At 70.0% G+C, this 18,747-nt stretch carries 22 protein-coding genes; 10 read left to right on the top strand and 12 right to left on the bottom strand.

What is annotated here, in order from left to right; genetic code table 11:
• Positions 1–50 precede the first annotated feature (50 nt).
• The gene (locus CP982_RS02180) at positions 51–2,357 is read left to right on the top strand and encodes an ATP-binding cassette domain-containing protein (RefSeq protein WP_150508880.1); all 2,307 of its coding nucleotides are present in this window, start codon (positions 51–53) and stop codon (positions 2,355–2,357) included.
• Between the two features lie 32 nt (positions 2,358–2,389).
• Here CP982_RS02180 and CP982_RS02175 read toward each other — a convergent pair whose 3' ends face one another.
• Entirely contained in the window at positions 2,390–2,776 is a 387-nt protein-coding gene (locus CP982_RS02175) for a fic family toxin-antitoxin system, toxin component (RefSeq protein WP_150508879.1), read from the bottom strand.
• 523 nt (positions 2,777–3,299) lie between these two features.
• Here CP982_RS02175 and CP982_RS02170 point away from each other — a divergent pair.
• Positions 3,300–4,259, top strand: coding sequence for a condensation domain-containing protein (locus CP982_RS02170; protein WP_150508878.1), 960 nt, complete (start codon positions 3,300–3,302; stop codon positions 4,257–4,259).
• A 414-nt stretch (positions 4,260–4,673) separates the two neighbouring features.
• On the opposite strand, the gene CP982_RS02165 is transcribed toward CP982_RS02170, so the two are convergent.
• From CP982_RS02165 to CP982_RS02155, 3 genes are read right to left on the bottom strand one after another with little or no spacing between them, the layout of a single operon-like run.
• Positions 4,674–5,294: a dihydrofolate reductase family protein gene (locus CP982_RS02165; protein WP_150508877.1), complete on the bottom strand. Its 621-nt coding sequence runs from the start codon at positions 5,292–5,294 to the stop codon at positions 4,674–4,676.
• The gene (locus CP982_RS02160) at positions 5,294–5,800 is read right to left on the bottom strand and encodes an SRPBCC family protein (RefSeq protein ID WP_150508876.1); all 507 of its coding nucleotides are present in this window, start codon (positions 5,798–5,800) and stop codon (positions 5,294–5,296) included. Before CP982_RS02160 ends, CP982_RS02165 begins: the two co-directional genes overlap by 1 nt.
• 3 nt (positions 5,801–5,803) lie before the next feature.
• The gene (locus CP982_RS02155; RefSeq protein WP_150508875.1) at positions 5,804–6,145 is read right to left on the bottom strand and encodes an ArsR/SmtB family transcription factor; all 342 of its coding nucleotides are present in this window, start codon (positions 6,143–6,145) and stop codon (positions 5,804–5,806) included.
• 1,038 nt (positions 6,146–7,183) lie between these two features.
• On the opposite strand from CP982_RS02155, the gene CP982_RS02150 reads away from it, so the two are divergent.
• The gene (locus CP982_RS02150; protein WP_150508874.1) at positions 7,184–7,606 is read left to right on the top strand and encodes an ATP-binding protein; all 423 of its coding nucleotides are present in this window, start codon (positions 7,184–7,186) and stop codon (positions 7,604–7,606) included.
• A gap of 213 nt (positions 7,607–7,819) precedes the next feature.
• Here CP982_RS02150 and CP982_RS02145 read toward each other — a convergent pair whose 3' ends face one another.
• Positions 7,820–8,026, bottom strand: coding sequence for a hypothetical protein (locus CP982_RS02145; protein WP_150508873.1), 207 nt, complete (start codon positions 8,024–8,026; stop codon positions 7,820–7,822).
• Between the two features lie 515 nt (positions 8,027–8,541).
• On the opposite strand from CP982_RS02145, the gene CP982_RS02140 reads away from it, so the two are divergent.
• Positions 8,542–8,748 carry a hypothetical protein gene (locus CP982_RS02140; protein WP_150508872.1) on the top strand — a complete coding sequence of 69 codons (207 nt, stop codon included), beginning with the start codon at positions 8,542–8,544 and terminating at the stop codon, positions 8,746–8,748.
• 6 nt (positions 8,749–8,754) lie between these two features.
• A complete protein-coding gene (locus tag CP982_RS02135; RefSeq protein ID WP_150508871.1) occupies positions 8,755–9,180 on the top strand; it encodes a pentapeptide repeat-containing protein in 426 nt (141 codons plus the stop codon).
• Positions 9,181–9,428: 248 nt separating this feature from the next.
• Here CP982_RS02135 and CP982_RS02130 read toward each other — a convergent pair whose 3' ends face one another.
• Complete coding sequence (locus CP982_RS02130; RefSeq protein WP_150508870.1) at positions 9,429–10,121, bottom strand: arsenate reductase/protein-tyrosine-phosphatase family protein; 693 nt, start codon at positions 10,119–10,121, stop codon at positions 9,429–9,431.
• A gap of 72 nt (positions 10,122–10,193) precedes the next feature.
• Between CP982_RS02130 and CP982_RS02125 the strand changes: the two genes are divergently transcribed.
• Together CP982_RS02125 and arsB are read left to right on the top strand one after the other, a co-directional pair.
• Entirely contained in the window at positions 10,194–10,505 is a 312-nt protein-coding gene (locus CP982_RS02125) for an ArsR/SmtB family transcription factor (RefSeq protein WP_150508869.1), read from the top strand.
• Complete coding sequence (gene arsB / locus CP982_RS02120; protein WP_150508868.1) at positions 10,505–11,608, top strand: ACR3 family arsenite efflux transporter; 1,104 nt, start codon at positions 10,505–10,507, stop codon at positions 11,606–11,608. Before CP982_RS02125 ends, arsB begins: the two co-directional genes overlap by 1 nt.
• A 38-nt stretch (positions 11,609–11,646) precedes the next feature.
• Here the strand turns inward: arsB and CP982_RS02115 are convergent, their stop codons facing one another.
• A complete protein-coding gene (locus CP982_RS02115; protein ID WP_150508867.1) occupies positions 11,647–12,390 on the bottom strand; it encodes a TIGR02391 family protein in 744 nt (247 codons plus the stop codon).
• A 414-nt stretch (positions 12,391–12,804) separates the two neighbouring features.
• Here CP982_RS02115 and CP982_RS02110 point away from each other — a divergent pair, with 414 nt between their 5' ends.
• The gene (locus tag CP982_RS02110; protein WP_150508866.1) at positions 12,805–13,131 is read left to right on the top strand and encodes an ANTAR domain-containing protein; all 327 of its coding nucleotides are present in this window, start codon (positions 12,805–12,807) and stop codon (positions 13,129–13,131) included.
• A gap of 78 nt (positions 13,132–13,209) precedes the next feature.
• On the opposite strand, the gene CP982_RS02105 is transcribed toward CP982_RS02110, so the two are convergent.
• Positions 13,210–13,851 carry a TetR/AcrR family transcriptional regulator gene (locus CP982_RS02105; RefSeq protein WP_150508865.1) on the bottom strand — a complete coding sequence of 214 codons (642 nt, stop codon included), beginning with the start codon at positions 13,849–13,851 and terminating at the stop codon, positions 13,210–13,212.
• A 145-nt stretch (positions 13,852–13,996) separates the two neighbouring features.
• Here CP982_RS02105 and CP982_RS02100 point away from each other — a divergent pair, with 145 nt between their 5' ends.
• Positions 13,997–14,569, top strand: a complete 573-nt coding sequence (locus CP982_RS02100; protein ID WP_150508864.1) for a dihydrofolate reductase family protein — start codon at positions 13,997–13,999, stop codon at positions 14,567–14,569.
• A 129-nt stretch (positions 14,570–14,698) separates the two neighbouring features.
• Here CP982_RS02100 and CP982_RS02095 read toward each other — a convergent pair whose 3' ends face one another.
• Both CP982_RS02095 and CP982_RS02090 read right to left on the bottom strand, forming a co-directional pair.
• Positions 14,699–15,337: a LysE family translocator gene (locus tag CP982_RS02095; RefSeq protein WP_150508863.1), complete on the bottom strand. Its 639-nt coding sequence runs from the start codon at positions 15,335–15,337 to the stop codon at positions 14,699–14,701.
• A gap of 14 nt (positions 15,338–15,351) precedes the next feature.
• Positions 15,352–16,161 (bottom strand): HAD hydrolase family protein, encoded by an 810-nt coding sequence (locus CP982_RS02090; RefSeq protein WP_150508862.1) that lies wholly within the window; start codon positions 16,159–16,161, stop codon positions 15,352–15,354.
• Positions 16,162–16,388: 227 nt separating this feature from the next.
• Here CP982_RS02090 and CP982_RS02085 point away from each other — a divergent pair, with 227 nt between their 5' ends.
• Positions 16,389–16,607 (top strand): hypothetical protein, encoded by a 219-nt coding sequence (locus tag CP982_RS02085; protein ID WP_150508861.1) that lies wholly within the window; start codon positions 16,389–16,391, stop codon positions 16,605–16,607.
• A 15-nt stretch (positions 16,608–16,622) separates the two neighbouring features.
• Here the strand turns inward: CP982_RS02085 and CP982_RS02080 are convergent, their stop codons facing one another.
• Together CP982_RS02080 and CP982_RS02075 are read right to left on the bottom strand one after the other, a co-directional pair.
• The gene (locus CP982_RS02080) at positions 16,623–17,360 is read right to left on the bottom strand and encodes a phosphotransferase family protein (RefSeq protein ID WP_150508860.1); all 738 of its coding nucleotides are present in this window, start codon (positions 17,358–17,360) and stop codon (positions 16,623–16,625) included.
• A 174-nt stretch (positions 17,361–17,534) separates the two neighbouring features.
• Positions 17,535–18,515 (bottom strand): NAD(P)-dependent alcohol dehydrogenase, encoded by a 981-nt coding sequence (locus CP982_RS02075; RefSeq protein ID WP_150508859.1) that lies wholly within the window; start codon positions 18,513–18,515, stop codon positions 17,535–17,537.
• Positions 18,516–18,747: the final 232 nt, after the last annotated feature.

Below are 18,747 nucleotides of genomic sequence, written 5' to 3'. Positions count from 1 at the left end.
ACGGAGACCGCCACCGACCTGCGTAAGCGCACCATCAGGAAGCGATCACCATGACCAGCACCACGCGCGGCAACGGACACATCGTCGTCACGGGTGCCCGCGAGAACAACCTCAAGGACATCACCGTACGCGTCCCGGTGGGCAAGCTGACGGTGGTGACCGGCGTCTCGGGTTCGGGTAAGTCGTCGATCGTCTTCGACACGATCGCCGTGGAGTCGCAGCGCCAGCTCAACGAGATCTACCCGTCGTTCATCCGCAACCGGCTGCCCCGCCACGAGCGGCCCAGGTTCGAGCGGATCGAGAACCTCACACCGGCGGTCGTCGTGGACCAGAAGCCCGTCGGCGGCGGGTCGCGCTCCACGGTGGGCACCATGACCGAGGCCAACGCCGTGCTGCGCGTGCTCTTCTCGCGTTACGGCAAGCCGAGTGCGGGGCCGTCGAGCGCGTACTCCTTCAACGACCCGCAGGGCATGTGCCCCTCCTGCGAAGGGCTGGGCCGCACGACCCAGGTGGACGTCGAAAAGCTGATCGACTTCAGCAAGTCCCTGAACCAGGGCGCCATCCAGCACCCGTCGTTCGCCGTCGGCAAGTCGTACTGGCAGATGTACGCCGAGATCGGTCTCTTCGACCCGGACAAACCCGTCGGCGCGTACTCCAAGAAGGACAGGGAACTGCTGCTGCACGGCAGCGGCTTCAAGTCCACGCGCACGACCCACAGCGGCAACGTCCTCGTCAGCGAGTACGAGGGGCTCGTGGACCGCTTCACACGACGCTTCATCAAGCCCGGCCTGAACTCGCTCAAGGACCGCCAGCGCGAGGCCGCCGAGCGCGTCGTCGCCGACCAGGTCTGCCCGGACTGCGGCGGCTCCCGGCTCAACGCGGCGGCACGCGCCACGAAGGTCGGCAGGCACACCCTCGCCGACTACTGCGCGATGGAGGTCACCGACCTCGTCGCCGTCCTGGAGCGCATCAAGGGACCGGCGGCCACCGCGGTCGTCCCGGCCGCCCTCGCCGTCCTCCACCGCATCGAAGCGATCGGCCTGGGCTATCTGTCCCTGGACCGCGCAACGCCCACGCTCTCCGGCGGCGAGGGGCAGCGCCTGAAGACGGTGCGTCAGCTCGGCAGCAGCCTCAGCGGCATGACGTACATCTTCGACGAACCGAGCGTCGGCCTGCACCCGCTGGACGTCGCCCGGCTCAACACGCTCCTGTGCGCGCTGCGCGACAAGGGCAACACCGTCCTGGTCGTCGAGCACGACCGCGACGTCATCGCGATCGCCGACCACATCATCGACGTAGGGCCCGGCGCCGGCACGCACGGCGGCGAGATCGTCTTCGAAGGCACAGTCAAGCAGCTCAAGACCAGCGGCACCCTCACAGGCCGATGCTTCAAGCGCTCGCCCGACATCAAGGGCGACCACCGCAAGCCCACCGGCCGCCTGAGCGTCCGAGGCGCCCGTCTGCACAACCTCAAGAACGTCACCGTCGACTTCCCCCTCGGCGTGCTCACCGCCGTGACCGGCGTGGCCGGATCGGGCAAGAGCACACTCATCTCGGGGGTGTTCGCCACCGAGCACCCCGAGGCGATCGTCATCGACCAGTCGGCCATCGGCATCTCGCCCCGCTCGACACCCGCCACCTACACCGACGTCTGGGACCGCATCCGTACGCAGTTCGCCAAGGACTTCAAGGTCGACCCCGGGCTCTTCAGCTTCAACTCGGCGGGCGGCTGCCCCGAGTGCAAGGGCCGCGGCACCATCACCATGGACCTGGCCTTCATGGACCCGGTGACCACCGTCTGCGAGCTGTGCGACGGCACCCGGTACCGCGCCGAGGTCCTCGACTACAAGATCGCGGGCAAGAACGTCGTCGACGTCCTCGGCATGACCGTCGAAGAAGCCCCGGACCACTTCACCGACCCCGCCGTCCTGGACCGCCTCGCACCCCTGGAGGAGGTGGGCCTGGGCTACCTCACCCTCGGCCGCCCCCTCACCGAACTCTCCGGCGGCGAACGCCAGCGCATCAAACTCGCCAACCGCCTGCACGAGAAGAGCCGCGTCTACGTCTTCGACGAGCCCTCCACCGGCCTGCACATGGCCGACCTCGACCACCTGCTCGCCCTCCTGGACCGGCTCGTCGACGACGGCAACACCGTGATCGTCGTGGAACACGACCTCGACGTCATCAAGCACGCCGACTGGATCATCGACATCGGCCCCGACGCGGGCAAACACGGCGGCGAGATCGTCTTCACCGGCACCCCCACCGAGATGGCCCGCTCCGCACGCACCCACACCGCGGAGCACCTGCGCGCCTCCCTGCCGAAGGAGGACAAGCGCCCGCAGCGGAAGGCGTGAACCACTGCCTTCTGCGGCGGCCCGGTGGAAGGTCAGATGTTGGCCCAGTCGCGTAGCTGGCGGGCGATGCGGGCGACGCCGAGCGTTCCGGTGGCCGCGTCGCGTACGAGTGCGGCGGCCGCCTTGGGCGGGTAGTCGAGTCGGCGTTCGTTGAGCATGAGGTAGGCCTCGGTGGCGTGCCAGGCGAAGGCTTCGTTGGAGTGTTCCAGGCAGGGCAGTTTGACTAGGGTCTGGAGGAGGGCTGCGGCCTTGAGGAAGAGTGATCCGTAGATGTCGTGTTCCAGCGCCCGGGCGTTGACCCGTGCGGTGGCGGCGTAGAGGGGCCCGTAGTCGTCGACCTGCGGGTCCCCGTCCAGGAGTTCCGCGGCGTGCAGCAGGAAGGTGACGTCGAGCGGGTGTGGCGGTTCCGGCTGGCTCACGCGGGGTGCCCTTGCTCCTGCTTCTCCGGGGCCCGGCGCGCCCGCCGCTCGACCGCGGCCGCGGCGGCGATGGCTGCTCGCTGTGCCGGGTCGGGGAAGCACAGGGTTCCTCGCCTTGGGGTCCGATTTGGCCCTCACGGTACCAGTGGTACCAGATGCTGTGAGGGCTTGCGCCGCCGGGGCTCGCCCCGCACCGGGCCGTCGTGCCCCCTCGCCGTGTGGACCCGTCGGCGGCAGACACGGGCGATGCGGGCGCTCGGCCGCCGGGCCTTCGACCGTACGGCCTGAGCAACGCGCGCCACCCTCTGCGTCCCACCTGCCGGGCGGTGGTGGGCATGACGCGGTTATGGCCGTGACGGCTGTGCCGGGAAGGACGACGGAGAAGCGGGCTTCGGCATGGCAGGCGGAGATGCTCAGTGAGTCCGTATGGCGTACTCGTGCGGGGCGGGGCGTGGAACGTCTACCTGATTCAGAGTCTGGTTGATCTGGAGGGGCCGGTGGACGCGGGGCGGCTGCGCGGGCGCTGGCCGGGCTGCTCGATGCGGACCCGCGTGCGGGGTTCGACCTGGCGGCGGGCCCCTCGCTGCGGCTGGCTCTGGTCCAACTGGCATCGCGGTGGTTCCAACTGGTGCTCACCCACCACCACGCGGTGCTCGACGGCTGGTCCACCACGCTGTACCTGCGGGAGCTGTTCACCCTGTACGCGGGAATCAACGACCTCACCGTGCTGGACGAGGCCGTGCCGTACGCGGACTTCGTCGCACGGGCGGCCGGTGCCAGCCGCTCGGCAGCGCCCGATCAGGTCAAGGGGCGCTCCCTGCTCGGCCGGAGGCGGGTGCCCGCGTCGGCCGGTCTGCCGCGCGAGCTGAGCCTGGAAGTGCCGCCGGAGGTCACCGCCCGGCTGAGCGAGCAGGCCCGTCCCCACGCGGTGACCCCCGCCACGCTCATTCAGGGCTTGTGGGCGCTGATGGTGGGCGAGGAACTGGGAGAGGACACGGTGGCCTTCGGGGCGGGTGCGGCGGGACGTCCGCCCGGCCTGCCCGGATACGACCGGGGCGTCGGCCTGCTGGGCGACACCGTCACCACCCGGGTTTCGTGGCGGCCCGACGAGCCGTTCGCCCGGGTGCTGCGCCGGCTCCAGGAGCAGGCGGTGGGCTCCTGGGAGGCCCCGGACCGCTTTCGGCCCACTTGCCGGGCCGGGTTCGACACATGGATGGTCGTGGCCAACTACCCCCGCTTCACCCGCCTCGTGGAAGAGTTCGCCGATGGCGCGCTGCGGGTGGCGGGGGCGGTGTGCCGGGAGTTCAACCATCATCCGCTGAGCCTGATGGCCGTGCCGGGGGACCGGCTCGCCCTGCACCTGGCCCACGCGCCCGAAGTCATCGAGCCGGCTCGCGCGGATGAGCTGGCCCACCGGCTGGCGCTGCTGTGCGCGCGGGCTGCGGACGGACTCGACCAGCCGGTACGGCGCCTGGCGCAATGACCCCTCCCTCACCTTCACCCGGGCCGCGCGGAACGCCGACGGCTTCTGGAGGTCTTCGTCCGTGGCTAGAACGGCGCCCTGTGGCACAGCTGGCAGAAGATCCCAACGGCGGCTGAGGCAAACTGGACCGACCACGACGGGGCCATGAACAGCCACCCGGTCCTGGGCCGCGACGCGACGGCCGCTGCGGCACCTTCCACGCCAGCTTCAACAGCCAGCCCTACAACACCTGGCAGACCGACCCTCGACTTGGAACAGCGCCTGAGCACCCTCCGACCGGGCCCTGCCTTCCCATGCCCCCTCGTCGCCGTCCCGCCGTGTGAAGGACCACAGGCTTTCATCGGCTCGACGCAGGGCAGGCCGGTCCGTCCACGGGCAGCTGCCCTCGGCGGGAGAGCGCTGAGTTCGAGGGAGTTACCGCCCTCGGACGGTGTAGGTCAGGTGCGTCACCCTTGGGGAGGTCTCCGCGCGGACCGGCTCCAGGGCCACGCGGCCCGCGTCCACGCCCTCGAACAGGCGGATTCCGGAGCCGAAGAGCACGGGTGACAGCGCGATCGAGAACTCGTCCACCAGGCCCGCGTTCACGTACTCCAGGATCGTCGCGCCGCCGCCCGCGATGCGGACGTCGCGGTCGCCGGCGGCCTCGCGGGCCTGGTCGAGCGCGGTCTCGATGCCGTCGTTGACGAAGTGGAAGGTGGTCCCGCCGGGCCGCTCCCAGGGGTCACGCTTCTCGTGCGTCACGACGAACACCGGCGTGTGGAACGGCGCCTCCTCCGGCCACATCTTCTCGCCGGCGTCGAACATGCGCTTACCCATCACACTCGCGCCCGTACGCTCGAACGTCTCCCGCACGATGTCGTTGTCGCGCCCTTCCTCGCCGCCCCCGCCGAGCTTCAGGTTCTCCCGGAAGAACCGCAGCGGGAAGACCCACTGCTGCAGTTCCATCCACTGCTGCCCCATCAAGTCCTCGGAGGACTCGGGCGCGATGAACCCGTCCAGCGACATCGACACGCTGAAGAACACCTTCCCAGCCATCAGCCCTCCGCTCCCTTCCGAACGATCTCGGTGACGTAGGCAGCCAGGTTGTTCAGGGTCTGCTGGCCGGCCTCGATGGCGTGGTACTTCTCGACCGCCTCGTCGCGCAGTTCCTTGGTGGGGAACAGCGTGTGCATCTCGATCCGGGTCGCTGTGCCGTCGGGCTCGAACGTCAGGACCGACTCGAAGGCGTTCGGGTCGTCGCGGGTCTCACCGTGGAGCATCGCGATCCGTTCCGGCGGGACGAGCTCGGTCCAGGTGATCCACTCTTGGTAGTCCGTGCCGTCCGGTCCGTGCATCACGAAGTCCCACGCTCCGCCGACGCGGAACTCGAACGCCCGCGTGGTGGTGGTGAACCCCTCCGGCCCCCACCATCCCGACAGGTGCCGGACGTCGGTGAACGCCTCGAACACCAGCTCCCGCGGGGCGTCGATGATCCGGGAGATGACGATCTCACGGTCGGCTGTCGCCGACTGCGCCGACGTTCCTCGTTCTGTCGTGCTCATCAGCTACTCCGCTTTCCTCGTCTGCTTCAGGTCCTGCACGTAGGCGTCCAGTCGGTCGAAGCTCTCGTTCCAGAACTGCTCGAAACCGCCGGTCCACTCGTGGACGGGCCGCAGCCCGCTGGCGTCAAGGCCGTACAGGCGCTGCTTGCCCGCCTTGCGGTCGCGCACCAGCCCGACCTTCCGGAGCACCCGCAGGTGTTTGGACGCCCCCGGCTGGGTCATCTCCAACTCCTGGGCCAGCTCGGTCACCGACCGCTCACCCGCCCGCAGCAGTACCAGGATCTCCCGGCGCTGCGGCTCGGCGATCGCGTTGAAGACATCCGACGTCGTCGCTGCTCGTGCCATGAGGCAATCATATGCCGATATCGGCATGCGTCAAGCGATGAGGAATCAGACGAGTCATGTCCGATGGCGATCATGACCTTTGTCGGCGGCTGCGGAACCTGAGCGATGACAGGTCCCTGGGATCGGCGCGACTGACCTGGCCCAGGCGGAAACCGTCACGCCGGTCACGCTTTGCGTTCGCAGGAATGAGGGGATGAGGCAGGCCGCCGGGACTCACCCGGCGACGCCTGGGGGCGGCCTTCTTGCAGACGGCCGACCGGCACGCTTAGTCGGGCGGGGGTCGGCCTTTGCGTGCCGCACCACCGGTCTGCTGGCGCGGAGCCTTGGGGGAGCAGTGGTCCGGCGCCACTGTGGTTGGCGCGCGCCCTGGTCGGAGGTGTCTCGTGACACCAGCCACCCTTGTTTCCATCCCGGTGGGGAGTTGATCGCGCAGCGGGGAGCGGGTGACTGTGCCCATGACGGTTGCCTCGCCGCCGACGAGATGGAACGTGCCTGGCCGGTCGTCTGGCGTTTCGACGCGTTCATCCCAGCCAACGAGGTTCGGACCGAGTCGGGCGCGGCGCTGTGACCTGGCAGCAGATCCGGCCGAGTTCGATGCCGTCGCTGTCTGCGTCACCATCGGTGAGTGCTAGACACCTCGGTCCGCCCCCAGCCGACGGACGGGCCGCTGCTGCACAGGCCTCGGTGTGGGGTGTGCCCCTCTGGCCGACGGCTCACCGCTACTTGTGACCCTCCAGTGACGCCCAGCCGAACCAGGCGACTACAGCCCGTTCCATCGCGAGGAGGATGACGGTCTCCCGTACGCCGACGCGCAGTTGATCGTCGAACCGCGCGTCGGCGCGGGGTGCATGCGGCAGATGAGCGCGGGGTACGCCGGTGAGCTTCCGGGTGGCTGTGGAAGGCTCCGGCGCGCCGGATTGTGGCCCGCTCGGACAGGGAAGGAGAGCAAGTGACCTCAGGTCCGCCAGCCCCCGCGCGGTCCCGGCGCCCGCCGTTACGGGTGCTTCGACCGCCCTCGACAAGAGGGAAGTGAGCGCCATGCGTGCCTGCCGGCGTGCCCCGCGCCGTGCCGCCCGAGCCGAGTACCACCTGCCGTGCCAGGACGACTCCGCCGGTCTGGCCCGTACCTTGACCCGTACGTTCCTCGCCCGTGCACGAGAAGACGCTCCACCCCGGGCAGAGGTCGACGACGCGGTGCTCGTGGTCTCCGAGCTGGTGGCCAACGCCACGCGCCACGGACGCAGCTGCTGCCGACTCCGACTGACGCTGGGCCAGGGGGACCAGCTCACCGTCGAAGTCCACGACGACAACCCTCGATACCCCCGCCTGCGCGCCGTTTCTGTTTCTGCGGAACACGGCCGCGGCATCGCACTGGTTCGGGCACTCTCCCGCCGCCTGTCCGTATCGGCCGATTCCCACGGCGGCAAGACAGTGCGCGCGGTCCTGCCCGCCGCAGCCTGAGATTCGCCTGCGCCGGTCCCGCCCGCCCAGCCATACGGAGTCCGGCCTTGAGGCGGGCCGGACGAGGCGGTCGTGCGGCGGCGCAGCGGCCATCACCGGCTGCGGGCTGGGAGCGTGCGGCTCCGGGCCGACGTACGGGGACCGTGTACTCCGTCCTCGCTGCATGAGGGAGCCCCGCCGGTGTCTTGGGCGGGGCTCCCTCAGAACCGTGGTTCAGCTCTGGAAACGGTCGCGCGCGTCGTCGGCGGCGTCCTTGAGCTGCTCCTGCTCCTGCTCCTGGCCCTGCTGCCCGCGCTGTCGCGCGCGGTCATCGGCCTGCTGCCGACGCTGCGAGGCCTCGTCCTGAGCACCGGCCCTGGCCTTCTGCGCCTGGTCCTTGAGCTGTTCGGCCTTGTCCTGGAACTGGTCCTTGATGCCCATGACGGGCTCCTCTCCAACTGGGGACTCATCCAGGCTGAAGCAGTGCATCACTGATCGCATGTCGAATGGATACGCAGCGTCACCGTGGGTGCGACGCCTGCGCCGACGCTCATTCCACGCTCTGCGGGTCTCTGTCATGGAGGGCCGTGTGGTCTGGCCGGGGAACGGGGGAGTGTTCGGTAGCGGCATGAACCTGCGAAGCGTTGTACGCGCGGGCCTTGCCGCCATGCCATGCGCCCATGCACCGCGACAACTTCGCAACCCCCGACGTACGAGCTGCCCGTTACCCGTACCAACGGCTTCATGGCCGCCACACCGCCGCGTCGCTCCGGCCGCGCCGCCCATTGCATCGCGTGGTCCGCCGTCGCCCTCGCACCGCACCCCGCCGTCCCGTCGCTCCGGTCGGCGCCCGCTCGCCGGGCCGACGCCGCCGCGCTTCCGCGCCCACATCACCCCACGCTCAGCCGTCGGCCGTCGTCGCACCAGCAGACTGGTGGGCGCGCATCCAGGAGGCCGTGGGCACCCTCGCCGCACTGGGTTCCCTCGCCGTGCTCGGCTTCACCTGGCTGTCGCTCCAACAGGTCGACAATGAGCAAGCACTCATCCGAAACGAGCACGCCCTCACCCGCGAAGGGCAAGTCACTGACCGCTACAACGCCGCCGTAGGCAACATCGGCGACGACTCCCTGGAGGTACGCCTGGGCGGCATCTACGCCCTGTAGCGCATCATGGAGGACTCCTCCCGCGACCAGCCCGCCATCGTCAGCGTCCTGTCCACCTACGTCCGTAGCCACGCCAAGAGGCCGAGAACGGGGACAGGCGCCTTCAAAGGCCTTGCCAGCGATATCAAGGCAGCCCTCACCGCACTCGACAAACGGGAACCCGTCCATGACAGCGCCCCCACGGACCTACGCGGTGCGAATCTGCAAGGGGCGAACTTGCAGGGGGTTCACCTGGGCGATGCCGACCTGCGGGGCGCGAACCTGCGAGGGGCGAACCTCAGCGGTGCGGAACTGGCCAACGCGGATCTGCGCGGCGCATACCTGCGAGACGCGGACCTGTTCGGCGGGACCTTGGTCGGCGCGGACCTGCGCGACGCGGATCTGCACGGTACGAACCTGGTCGCTGCGAACCTGCGCGGCGCGAAGCGGTAGTGCACTACTTCGCTTGGGCCAGCGGCTCGTCGCCAGCGCGTGGGGACACGAGTTGGCGCGGTGGCGACTACTGCGGGGGCGACTCCGGAGCGCCGCCACCGCGCGGTGCGAGGGGCCGCGGGGTGGCGATGCGGTGCCTGTCAACGACTCCGTTTGGTAACGGTCTTGCACGCAGGTTGGGCGCGTGTCTGGCGGGCAATTACGTTCGTCGGTGGGTTCGGCAGAGAGCCCGCCTACCGCTCCCCGCCTCAGCGGCCGGGGAGCGGGACACTCGCGGCCGAGGACGCGGCCGCGGGGGTCTCCTTCTCATGGTTGTCGATCTCGGTGATGAGGGTCTCGACGCGGCCCTTGATCTGGTCGCGGATCGGTCGTACGGCCCCAACTCCCTTGCCCGCCGGATCTTCCAGGGCCCAGTCGAGGTACTTCTTGCCGGGGAAGACCGGGCAGGCGTCGCCGCAGCCCATGGTGACGACGACGTCGGCGGCCCGGACGGCCTCGTCGGTCAGCGGCTTGGGGAACGCTCGGCTGGGCTCGACTCCGGCCTCGGTCAGCACCTGGGCCACGAAGGGCTCGACGGCGGCGGCCGGCGTCGTGCCGGCGGAGGAGACCCGCACGAGGCCGCATGCGCGGTGGGCGAGCAGGGCGGCGGCCAGCTGGGAGCGGCCGGCGTTGTGGCTGCAGACGAACAGAACCCGCGGCACCTCGCTCCGCGGCCGCTTGCGGAGGTGGTCCAGGGCGTCGAGGCGCTCGGCCGTCCACCGCTCGGCCAGCACGAGCAGATGCGTGGAGACGCGCGCGGTGACGGCGAGTCGGCCGTAGGAGTCGGCGATCAGCGCCTGGACGGTCTCGACGGAGAAGCGGCCCGTGTGCCGGGCGGCCAGGCGGGCGGCACCGGCGGCGAGGCGGGCATCGGGCAGGGCGGGCGGTACGGGTGCGGTCATGGGCCTCTCCGACGGGCTCCACTGTTCAGCCTTGACTGGTATCAGTCTCGAATGATGTGAAAGTATCAGCTCATGCTGACGTCAGTCGACACTGAACTGATGCGGGTGCTCGCCGATCCGCTCAGGCTGAAGATCGTGACCCTGCTCGCCCACGAAACGCTGTGCACCACGCACCTGGTCGCCGAGACCGGTGCGAAGCAGACCAACCTGTCCAACCACATGAAGGTGCTGCGCGAGGCGGGCGTGGTGGACACCGAGCCGTGCGGCCGGTTCGTCTACTACAAGCTCAAGCCCGAGGTCCTCGACGCCCTGGCCGCCTCCTTCTCCGGCCTGGCGACGGCCGCGCGCGAGACGATCGAGACCGGCCGGAAGCGGGCCTGCTGATGACGAGCACCGAACGGACGGGTACGACCACGCCCGCGCCCGCGGACCCGGCCGAGTCGGGCGTCGTCGCCGAGCTCTCCACCCTTGACCGCTATCTGGCGGTGTGGATCCTTGCCGCCATGGCCCTCGGCCTGGGCCTGGGACGGCTGATCCCCGGCTTGAACGACGCGCTGGCCAAGGTCGAACTCGGCGGAGTCTCCCTGCCGATCGCGCTCGGCCTGCTGGTCATGATGTACCCGGTGCTCGCCAAGGTCCGCTACGACCGACTCGACGCGGTCACCAGCGACCGCAAGCTGATGGCCTCCTCGCTGGCCGTCAACTGGCTGATCGGCCCGGCCGTCATGTTCGCGCTGGCCTGGCTCTTCCTGCCGGACCTGCCCGAGTACCGCACCGGCCTGGTCATCGTCGGCCTGGCCCGCTGCATCGCCATGGTCATCATCTGGAACGACCTGGCCTGCGGCGACCGTGAAGCCGCCGCCGTGCTGGTGGCGCTGAACTCGCTCTTCCAGGTGGTCGCCTTCGGCCTGCTGGGCTGGTTCTACCTTGACCTGCTGCCCGGCTGGCTGAACCTGGGCGAGAGCGAGCACCTCGACATCTCCATGTGGAAGATCGCCCTCAACGTCGTCATCTTCCTCGGCGTCCCGCTGATCGCCGGATTCCTGACCCGCCGGATCGGCGAGCGCAAGCTCGGCCGCGAACGCTACGAGGCCGGCTTCCTGCCGAAAATCGGGCCGTGGGCGCTGTACGGGCTGCTGTTCACCATCGTGATCCTGTTCGCCCTGCAAGGGAAGACGATCACTTCCCAGCCGCTGGACGTGGCCCGGATCGCGGTGCCGCTCCTGGTGTACTTCGCGGTGATGTGGTTCGGCACCTTCGCCTTGGGTAAGGCGATCGGCCTGGCCTACGACCGCACCGCCACGCTCGCCTTCACCGCCGCGGGCAACAACTTCGAACTGGCCATCGCCGTCGCCATCGCCACCTTCGGCGTCACGTCCGGCCAGGCCCTGTCCGGCGTCGTCGGTCCACTGATCGAGGTGCCGGTCCTGGTCGCGCTCGTCCACGTGTCGCTGGCCTGGCGACGGAAGTTCACGCCCGCCGCCTGACGGGGGCGGAGGGCTGGACGCCGGGGGGGGCAGCACGCTCAGACCGTCACCAGACTGGCGGTGTCGACCCAGCGGGCAAGCACGCTGAAGGCGGACAGTTGTTCCAGGGCCTCGTGCTCAGGCAGTTCGGGCAAGCCGTCCTCGTGGCTGTTGGGATTGCGGATTCCCGCGTAGCACCCTTCGGCGAAGGCCATGGCGCCGCGGTGGACACTGCGGAAGGTGTCGCTGCCGTCGTCGGCCATGAGGCGCAATCGCGGTTCGCCGGGCTTGGGGTCACTGAGCGAGAAGATGTTCTGGAAGAGCTTGGTCTCGCTCACGTCCCGTCGGCCGACCTTGTTCTGCGCCTCCGCGTTCACCTTCCTGGCGGCGGTCGTCACCGCCTCCCGGAAGTGGCCACTGCCCCACAGGGCCCGCGCGCCGTCCCAGGCCCACGGGTGCATCACTCCGGCACTGAGCTGGGGCGCGTCGTCGCCGAGTCCCGCCCGCACCTCGGCGTCGCGCAGCAGCACCGCGTCGGCCCGCTGGGCCGCCTCGATGTGCTGGCACCAGCGGTTGATCGCCTTGCTGTGATCGTCAGCGACTTCGGTACGCCAGCGGGGCAGCACCCGGTCCAGGATCTGCTCGACGACCTGGGCACTGGCGACGATGTCCTCGGTCGCCCCACGCGTGGACAGATGACTGGAAACGATGAACGCGTCCGGAGGACCGGGCTTCGGGTGCAGCTCGGTCAGCTTGAGGAAGTCCGCGAGCTCCTTGCGAGCCCAGTCGACAGCGATGGCCATCTGCCCATCCTCCCCGCTGCCACTGACAACCCCCGCCCTCCGCGGTGAAGTTCGCACGTATTGGGAGGCCCGTGTCGAGGGCACCGTCGACAGCTTGCCCATCGCGGCGTGAACGAGTTCCGCACGGAGGCGAACATCGAGGCGATGACGCGTTGAATCAAGGGCGGGCCCTTGCCGCTGTCGTACGGGGAGGGTGCTCTGGAACCCGCCATGCCCGTCGGCGGCGGCGCCTCGAGCAACGCGCTGGTGTAGCGAGCCAGGGCGGGGGTGACTCGTGGTGGCAGGGTTGGGAAAACAGCCCTTGAGGTTCGTTGCGGCCGTGGCTGCGACGGGCCGCGGACGTCTGGAGGCTCCCGGGCGGGGCAGGCGTGCAGAAGGAGCCCGTCTGTACCCTGCGTCGTGGAAGGACCTCTCATGACGTTGTCGTGCGAGCGACGGTCTCCCGTCGGCCGGGCAGCCGACGAGGAGATCGCGCGACTGAACGAGGAGAACCGTCAGCTGCGTCAGGCCGTGGACTCCCACGCGGTCATCGACCAGGCCATCGGTGTCCTCATCGCCCTGCACCGCCTGACGCCTGCCGCCGGCTGGGAGGTGCTGCGCGAGACCTCCCAGCACCTGAACATCAAACTGCGCACCATCGCCGAACTCGTCGTCCACGCCCCTTCAGGTCGGCCGCTGCCCGGACACGTACGCCACGAACTTGCCGCCGCCGTACGACGCCAGGACCGCGGAGCGGCGTGACATCAGAGGTGTGCACGGTTGCGCAGCGCCGAGGTGTGTTCGGGCCAGGTCACGCGGTCCGTTCGCGGGTGTGGTGGGTCAGATACCGCGTTCGATCATGTCGATGAGGTGCTGTCCCGCGTCACGGGCCTGGGTGGGGTGAAGGCCGCGCAGGGGGCCGTCGATGACGAGGACGGCGAGGCCGTGCACGGCTGACCAGGCGAGGAACTCGGCGCCGGGGCGCCGGTCTTCGGGCAGCTGTCCGGTCTCCACGAGCTCGTCGAGGGCGGTACCCAGAAGGTCGAAGGGGGATTTGCCGCCGGCCCCTGCGGCGTCGGCGTCCGAGGCGTGGGTCATGTCGCCGGGAACGTGGAAGGCGATGCGGAACAGGCCGGGTTCCTCCTGGGCGAAGCGCAGGTAGCCGGTGCCGACCGCGCGGAAGCGGGCCCGGGCGGTGGCCTTTTCGTCCAGGCCGTCCGCCACGGCGGCCAGTTCGGCCTCTATGGCGTGGGCGACCTGTGCCATGGCGGCCTGGGAGACGGCGTGCAGGAGCGCCCCGCGGTCGGTGAAGTGGCGGTAGGCGGCGTTGGGTGCGACGCCCGCCTGGCGGGTGGCGGCGCGCAGCACCACGGCCTCCGGTCCGCCCTCACGGGCCAGTTCGACGCCGGCCTTGATGAGGGCGTTGCGCAGGTCGCCATGGCGATAGGTGGTGCGCTTGGGCTTGTTGTCGTCCGATGTCATCACCGACTCCAATGTGGACAGCATCCACTTCGTTCGCTTAGGCTGCTGCAAGATCGACCGGGGGGGGCGCGGAACGTCGCGACTCTCATATGTGGACATCGTACACAAGGGTGCTCGTGCGCCCTCAGTCAAGGGGAGTCACCTCATGCGCAAGCTCATCGTGTCCGCTTTCGTCTCGCTCGACGGCGTCGTGGAAGCTCCCGGCGGCGAGCCCGGTTACCGCAACTCGGGGTGGACCTTCAAGGACATCGAGTTCCTCCCCGAGGCCTTCGAGATCAAGGGCCGGGAGCAGCAGGAAGCCGCCGCCATGATGATGGGCCGGGTCAGCTACGAGGCGTTCAGCCCGGTGTGGCCCGCCATGGAGGACTTCGCGGACTACAAGGTGATGCCGAAATACGTCGTCTCCACCACCCTCACCCAGGACGACCTGGTGGAGAACTGGGGCGAGACCACGATCCTGCGCACGCTCGACGATGTCGCCGCGCTCAAGGAGACCGACGGCGGCCCCATCATCATCCACGGCAGCGCCACCCTGAACCGGAGCCTTTCGGACGCCGGTCTGATCGACCGCTACCACCTGCTCGTCTTCCCGCTCCTGCTGGGCGCGGGCAAGCGCCTGTTCAGCGACACGGACAAGGACACCCAGAAGCTCAAGCTGATCGAGCACGAGGCGTACGCCAACGGGCTGCAGATGAACGTCTTCGACGTCGTCCGCTGAGTCGAGGGTCCGCCGTACGGTGGCCGCGCTGGCCGGCTAGCCCGCTGTGCCGCCCGCGCATGGTGGCTGAGTCCACCGACCGCGGGACCGGTCCGGTGGGCCTGGCCGGGGCAGGCCGATGGCCCGCTGTCACAGGGTCTCTGCGGCCGTCCCCAGTCCGAGCGCCACCAGGACGCCGCCTGTGGTGCGCTCCATGGCCGTGTTCACCCGGGGGCGGCGCAGCCAGTTCAGGAGACGGGCGGCGAAGACCGAGACCAGGACCAGCCAGCCCGCCGCGATGGCGGCGTCGACGACGCCGAAGAGCAGTGTCATGGGCAGCGCAGAGCGGCTGTCGGGGAGGAACTGGGGGACCACCGCGACGAAGAAGATCCCGACCTTGGGGTTGAGGAGGCAGCTCAGCAGCCCCTGCCGGAACGCGAGGAAAGCGGTCGGAGCGGGTGCCGGGGCACCGCCGTCCCCGTCCTTCGCCGCGGCCGCGGCACCGCGCCGGTGGGCCCACAGGGCTTGGGCACCCAGGAAGACCAGGTACGCCGCGCCCGCCAGGCGTACGACGGCGAACGCGGCATCCCACCGTTGCAGGGCGGCCGCCAGACCCACCGCCGCGGCGACGGCCCAGGCCAGGGAGCCGACAGCCGCGCCGAACGCGGTGGCGATGCCGGGCAGGCGCCCGCCGCGCACGCAGTTGCGCAGGACCAGCAGGGTGTCCGGGCCCGGTACGACCGTCACCAGCAAGGCGAAGAGGGCGAAACCCGCAAGGGCTGTGAGCATGGCTTCTTCCTGTCCTACACGGATTCCGTCAGTACGGGCTGCGTCGCGGCGTGCGGGGCGGCGAGTGACTCACGGGCGAGTAGGGCGATCTCGGCAGCGACGGCCTGCGGCTCGGCGGCCACGGAGACGTGGGCGACGCCGTCCAGGCTCGGGTGGGAGCCGACGCGCACCGCCTTGCGCGCATGGCGCAGCAGGTCGAGATCGTTGATGTCGTTGCCGAAGGCGTTGTAGTCGTCCAGGCCCAGCGAGCTGAGGGCCTGCCACTTCGTCGTCGTACCGGGCGCGATGTCGATGATCGCTTCGTCGAGGTGGTGGTTGACCGTCAGCCCGAGCGCGCGGATGGCCTCGGCGAGTGCCGTCATGTCGGACGCGCCGACGACGAGGAACTTCACCACCTCGGGCAGTTCCGTGAGCGTCAGGCGACGGGCGAGTCCGCCCTGGTCCACGCGGCCCAGGATCGGGTGGTCGACGGGCCCGGTGTAGGCGTAGTCCCAGGGGCCGTCGGCGAGGTACCGCGCGTCGTAGCGCTCGACCTCTCGCAGCAGGGAACCGAGTTCGGAGGGCGTGAAGGCCGCCCGGGCGCGGACCTGGCCGCCGACCGACACGAGGCTTCCGTTGCCGCCGATCAACGTGGCGGAGGAGAAGGCTCCGTCGAGCACCGGCAGGAGGTCGCGGACCGGCCGTGCGGAAGCGAAGACCAGGTGGTGGCCGCTGGCTTCACAGGTACCTATCGCCGTGAGGATCCGGCTGTCGATGGTCCGCCCGTCGAAGCAGAGCGTGCCGTCGATGTCGAACACCGTGGTACCGGTGGGAGAGTTGATCATCAACGGATCATATCCAGGTGGCCGGCGATGAGTCGGCCCCGATCGAGCAGGTGCGTGTGGAGCGCGCCGCCGCCAGGCCGACGTCGCCGCGACTTCGCGCCGGGCCCGCGCGGACTGCCCGTCAGGCGCCAGGCGTAGGTGTGTACGAGGTCCCCGGATCCGCCCGCAGCAGGGGCGCCGAGCAGCGGTGCACCACTCCTGCGTCCGGACACTGAGCTGGGCGGTCGGTGGTCGCAGCCTGTACCTCCGGCGCTCCGTTCTTCACCTACAACTCCGACCGAAGCGCGGTCATCGTCCACGGAATCCATGTCGGGAGTTCGGGCTCCCTCTTCTTCGGCGAGAAATGGAGCCTCATCGCCAGCAGCCAGGGCGTCAGCGTCGTGACCTCGACGCCTCAGGTGGCCGCGGGGCTCGCGGCCTCGGCCCGGTCGGTGCGGGAGCGTTGATGGTGGATTCCGGCCTCACATCCGGGATCTCAACACGTCGACCTCACAGCCCGGCGCGGACGGATCGAAGCCGTGCTCGGCCAGCCAGCGAATCGCCAGCAGGCTTCGCAGCGACCACCACGCGCGGATCACATCGAGGTCGACGTCGACGCCATAGCCTGCGACGACGTCGCCGAGGTGCTCCTCGTGCCCGAGCGTCAAGGTGGCGAGGTCGAAGAGGGCGTCACCCTGGCTCGCCTCGGACCAGTCGATAATGCCGGTGATCTCGTCGCCGTCGGTGAACACGTGGGCGATCTGCAGGTCGCCGTGCGTGAACACCGGAGTCCACGGCCGGAGTGCGGCCTCGGCGATCTGGCGGTTGCGGGTGACCAGTTCGGCGGGCAGGACGCCGTTCGTCACGAGCCACTCGCATTCGCCGTCGAGTTCGGCGGCCAAGTCGTCGATGCTCCGGCCGGGCCGAGGCGGCAGCGGTGCCTCGTGCAACTTCCGGATGGCGGCACCCGCCGTGGCCCACGCCGTCGGCGACGCGGTCGACGGCTCGCCGAGGCGGCCGAGCACCGCCCCCGGGACCGCGGCGATCGCGAGCACGGACGGCTTGCGCCACAGGACCGCCGGGGTCGGAACCGGCGCCAGGGCCATCGCCTCGACCTCGATGTCGAGGCGCGCCGGATCCGCGTCTACCTTCAGGAACACGTCGCCGACGCGCAGGGTCGCGCGCTCGGAATGGGCGACCACGACCTCGACCTCATCCATGGCGACCAGTATCCTGATGGTGACCTTCGACGTCGCCGGGTTTTTCGCGGGCGGTCGCGTAGCTGCCCGCGCCCCGCCGTCGCCGTCCGGAAGGCGTCCCGTCCGCCGTCCCGGCAGACGTCCCGCAGGCCCCGTCGCGCACGCACACGACCCCCGCAGCGCCGCCCGGCGACCTCACGCCTCGGGCACCACCACCAGGACCACCTTGCCCCGCGGATGGCCCCTTTCCAGATGGCGGATGGCGTCCGGGGCCTGAGGAAGGGGATAGGTGCTGTCGACGACCGGAGTGATGTCGCCGCTTTCGATCAGGGCCGTGAGGGTCAGCAGGTCCGCGCGGCGCACGACGGCCCACAGACCGAGGAGGTCGTGTCGTGCGAAGCGGGTCAGCAGGGCCATCCGCAGCTGGGTGCCGGTGTCGCCGAGCCAACGGTTTCCGCCTTCGCCGCCGATGCGGACGAGGGTGCCGGTCGGGGTGAGGGCGCGGCGCAGCAGGGGCAGAGGGCGATTGCCCGCGGCGTCGAGGATGACGTCGTAGCGGCGGTGCCTTTCGGTGATCTCCTGGCAGGTGTAGTCGAGGACGGTCGTGGCGCCCAGAGAGCGCACGTACTTGGCCGCGCGGCCCCCGCAGACACCGGCGACCTCCGCGCCGTGGGCGACGCCGAGTTGGACGGCGTAGCTGCCCACGCCGCCGGACGCGCCGATGACCAGGACCTTCTGGCCCGCCCGCAGACCCGCCTTGGTGTGCAGGGCCTGGAGGGCGGTGACGCCGGAGACCGGGACGGCGGCTGCCTGCCGGAAGGTGACATTCTTGGGCTTCGGGGCGATCCGCTCGGGCTTGGCGAGCGCGTACTCGGCGAAGGAGCCGTCGAGGTGCCCGTAGACGGCGTCGCCGGGCTCGAAGCCCGCCACCTTCGGGCCGACCGCTTCGACGCGTCCGGCACCGTCCCACCCCCGTACGGGATTCCTGGGCCTGCGCAGTCCGAAGACGGGGCGGACCATCAAGGGCAGCCCGGTCATCACATGGCGCACGTCGGGGCCGACGCCGGCGGCGTGCACGCGTACCAGCACTTCGCCTTCGGCGGGGGAGGGGCGGTCGATGTCCCGTACGCGCAGCGTGTCGGCGGAGCCGTAGACGTCCTGCACGATGGCCTTCACGGTGGTTTCCCTCCGTCGAAGTGAGCCCGTACGGGCCCTGGCGGATCGGCGGCGGTGCACGCGCAGGGAACGACGCCGCAGCGCGGGCGAGGCACGGTCGCGCCCCTCCAGCCCCTCCTCGGAGGCGCCCGCGTCACGGCTCCCCAAGCATCCCGCGAACCGGTGCCCCTGCCTAGGCCGGGGGGAAGCGAGCGGCCCGGAGTCCGCCGCTGTCGCGGTGGCCCCACGAGTC

The organism is Streptomyces spectabilis (genome assembly GCF_008704795.1).
In the GTDB taxonomy this organism is placed as follows: Bacteria; Actinomycetota; Actinomycetes; order Streptomycetales; family Streptomycetaceae; genus Streptomyces; species Streptomyces spectabilis.
This window is presented reverse-complemented; position numbering and strand designations above follow the sequence as displayed.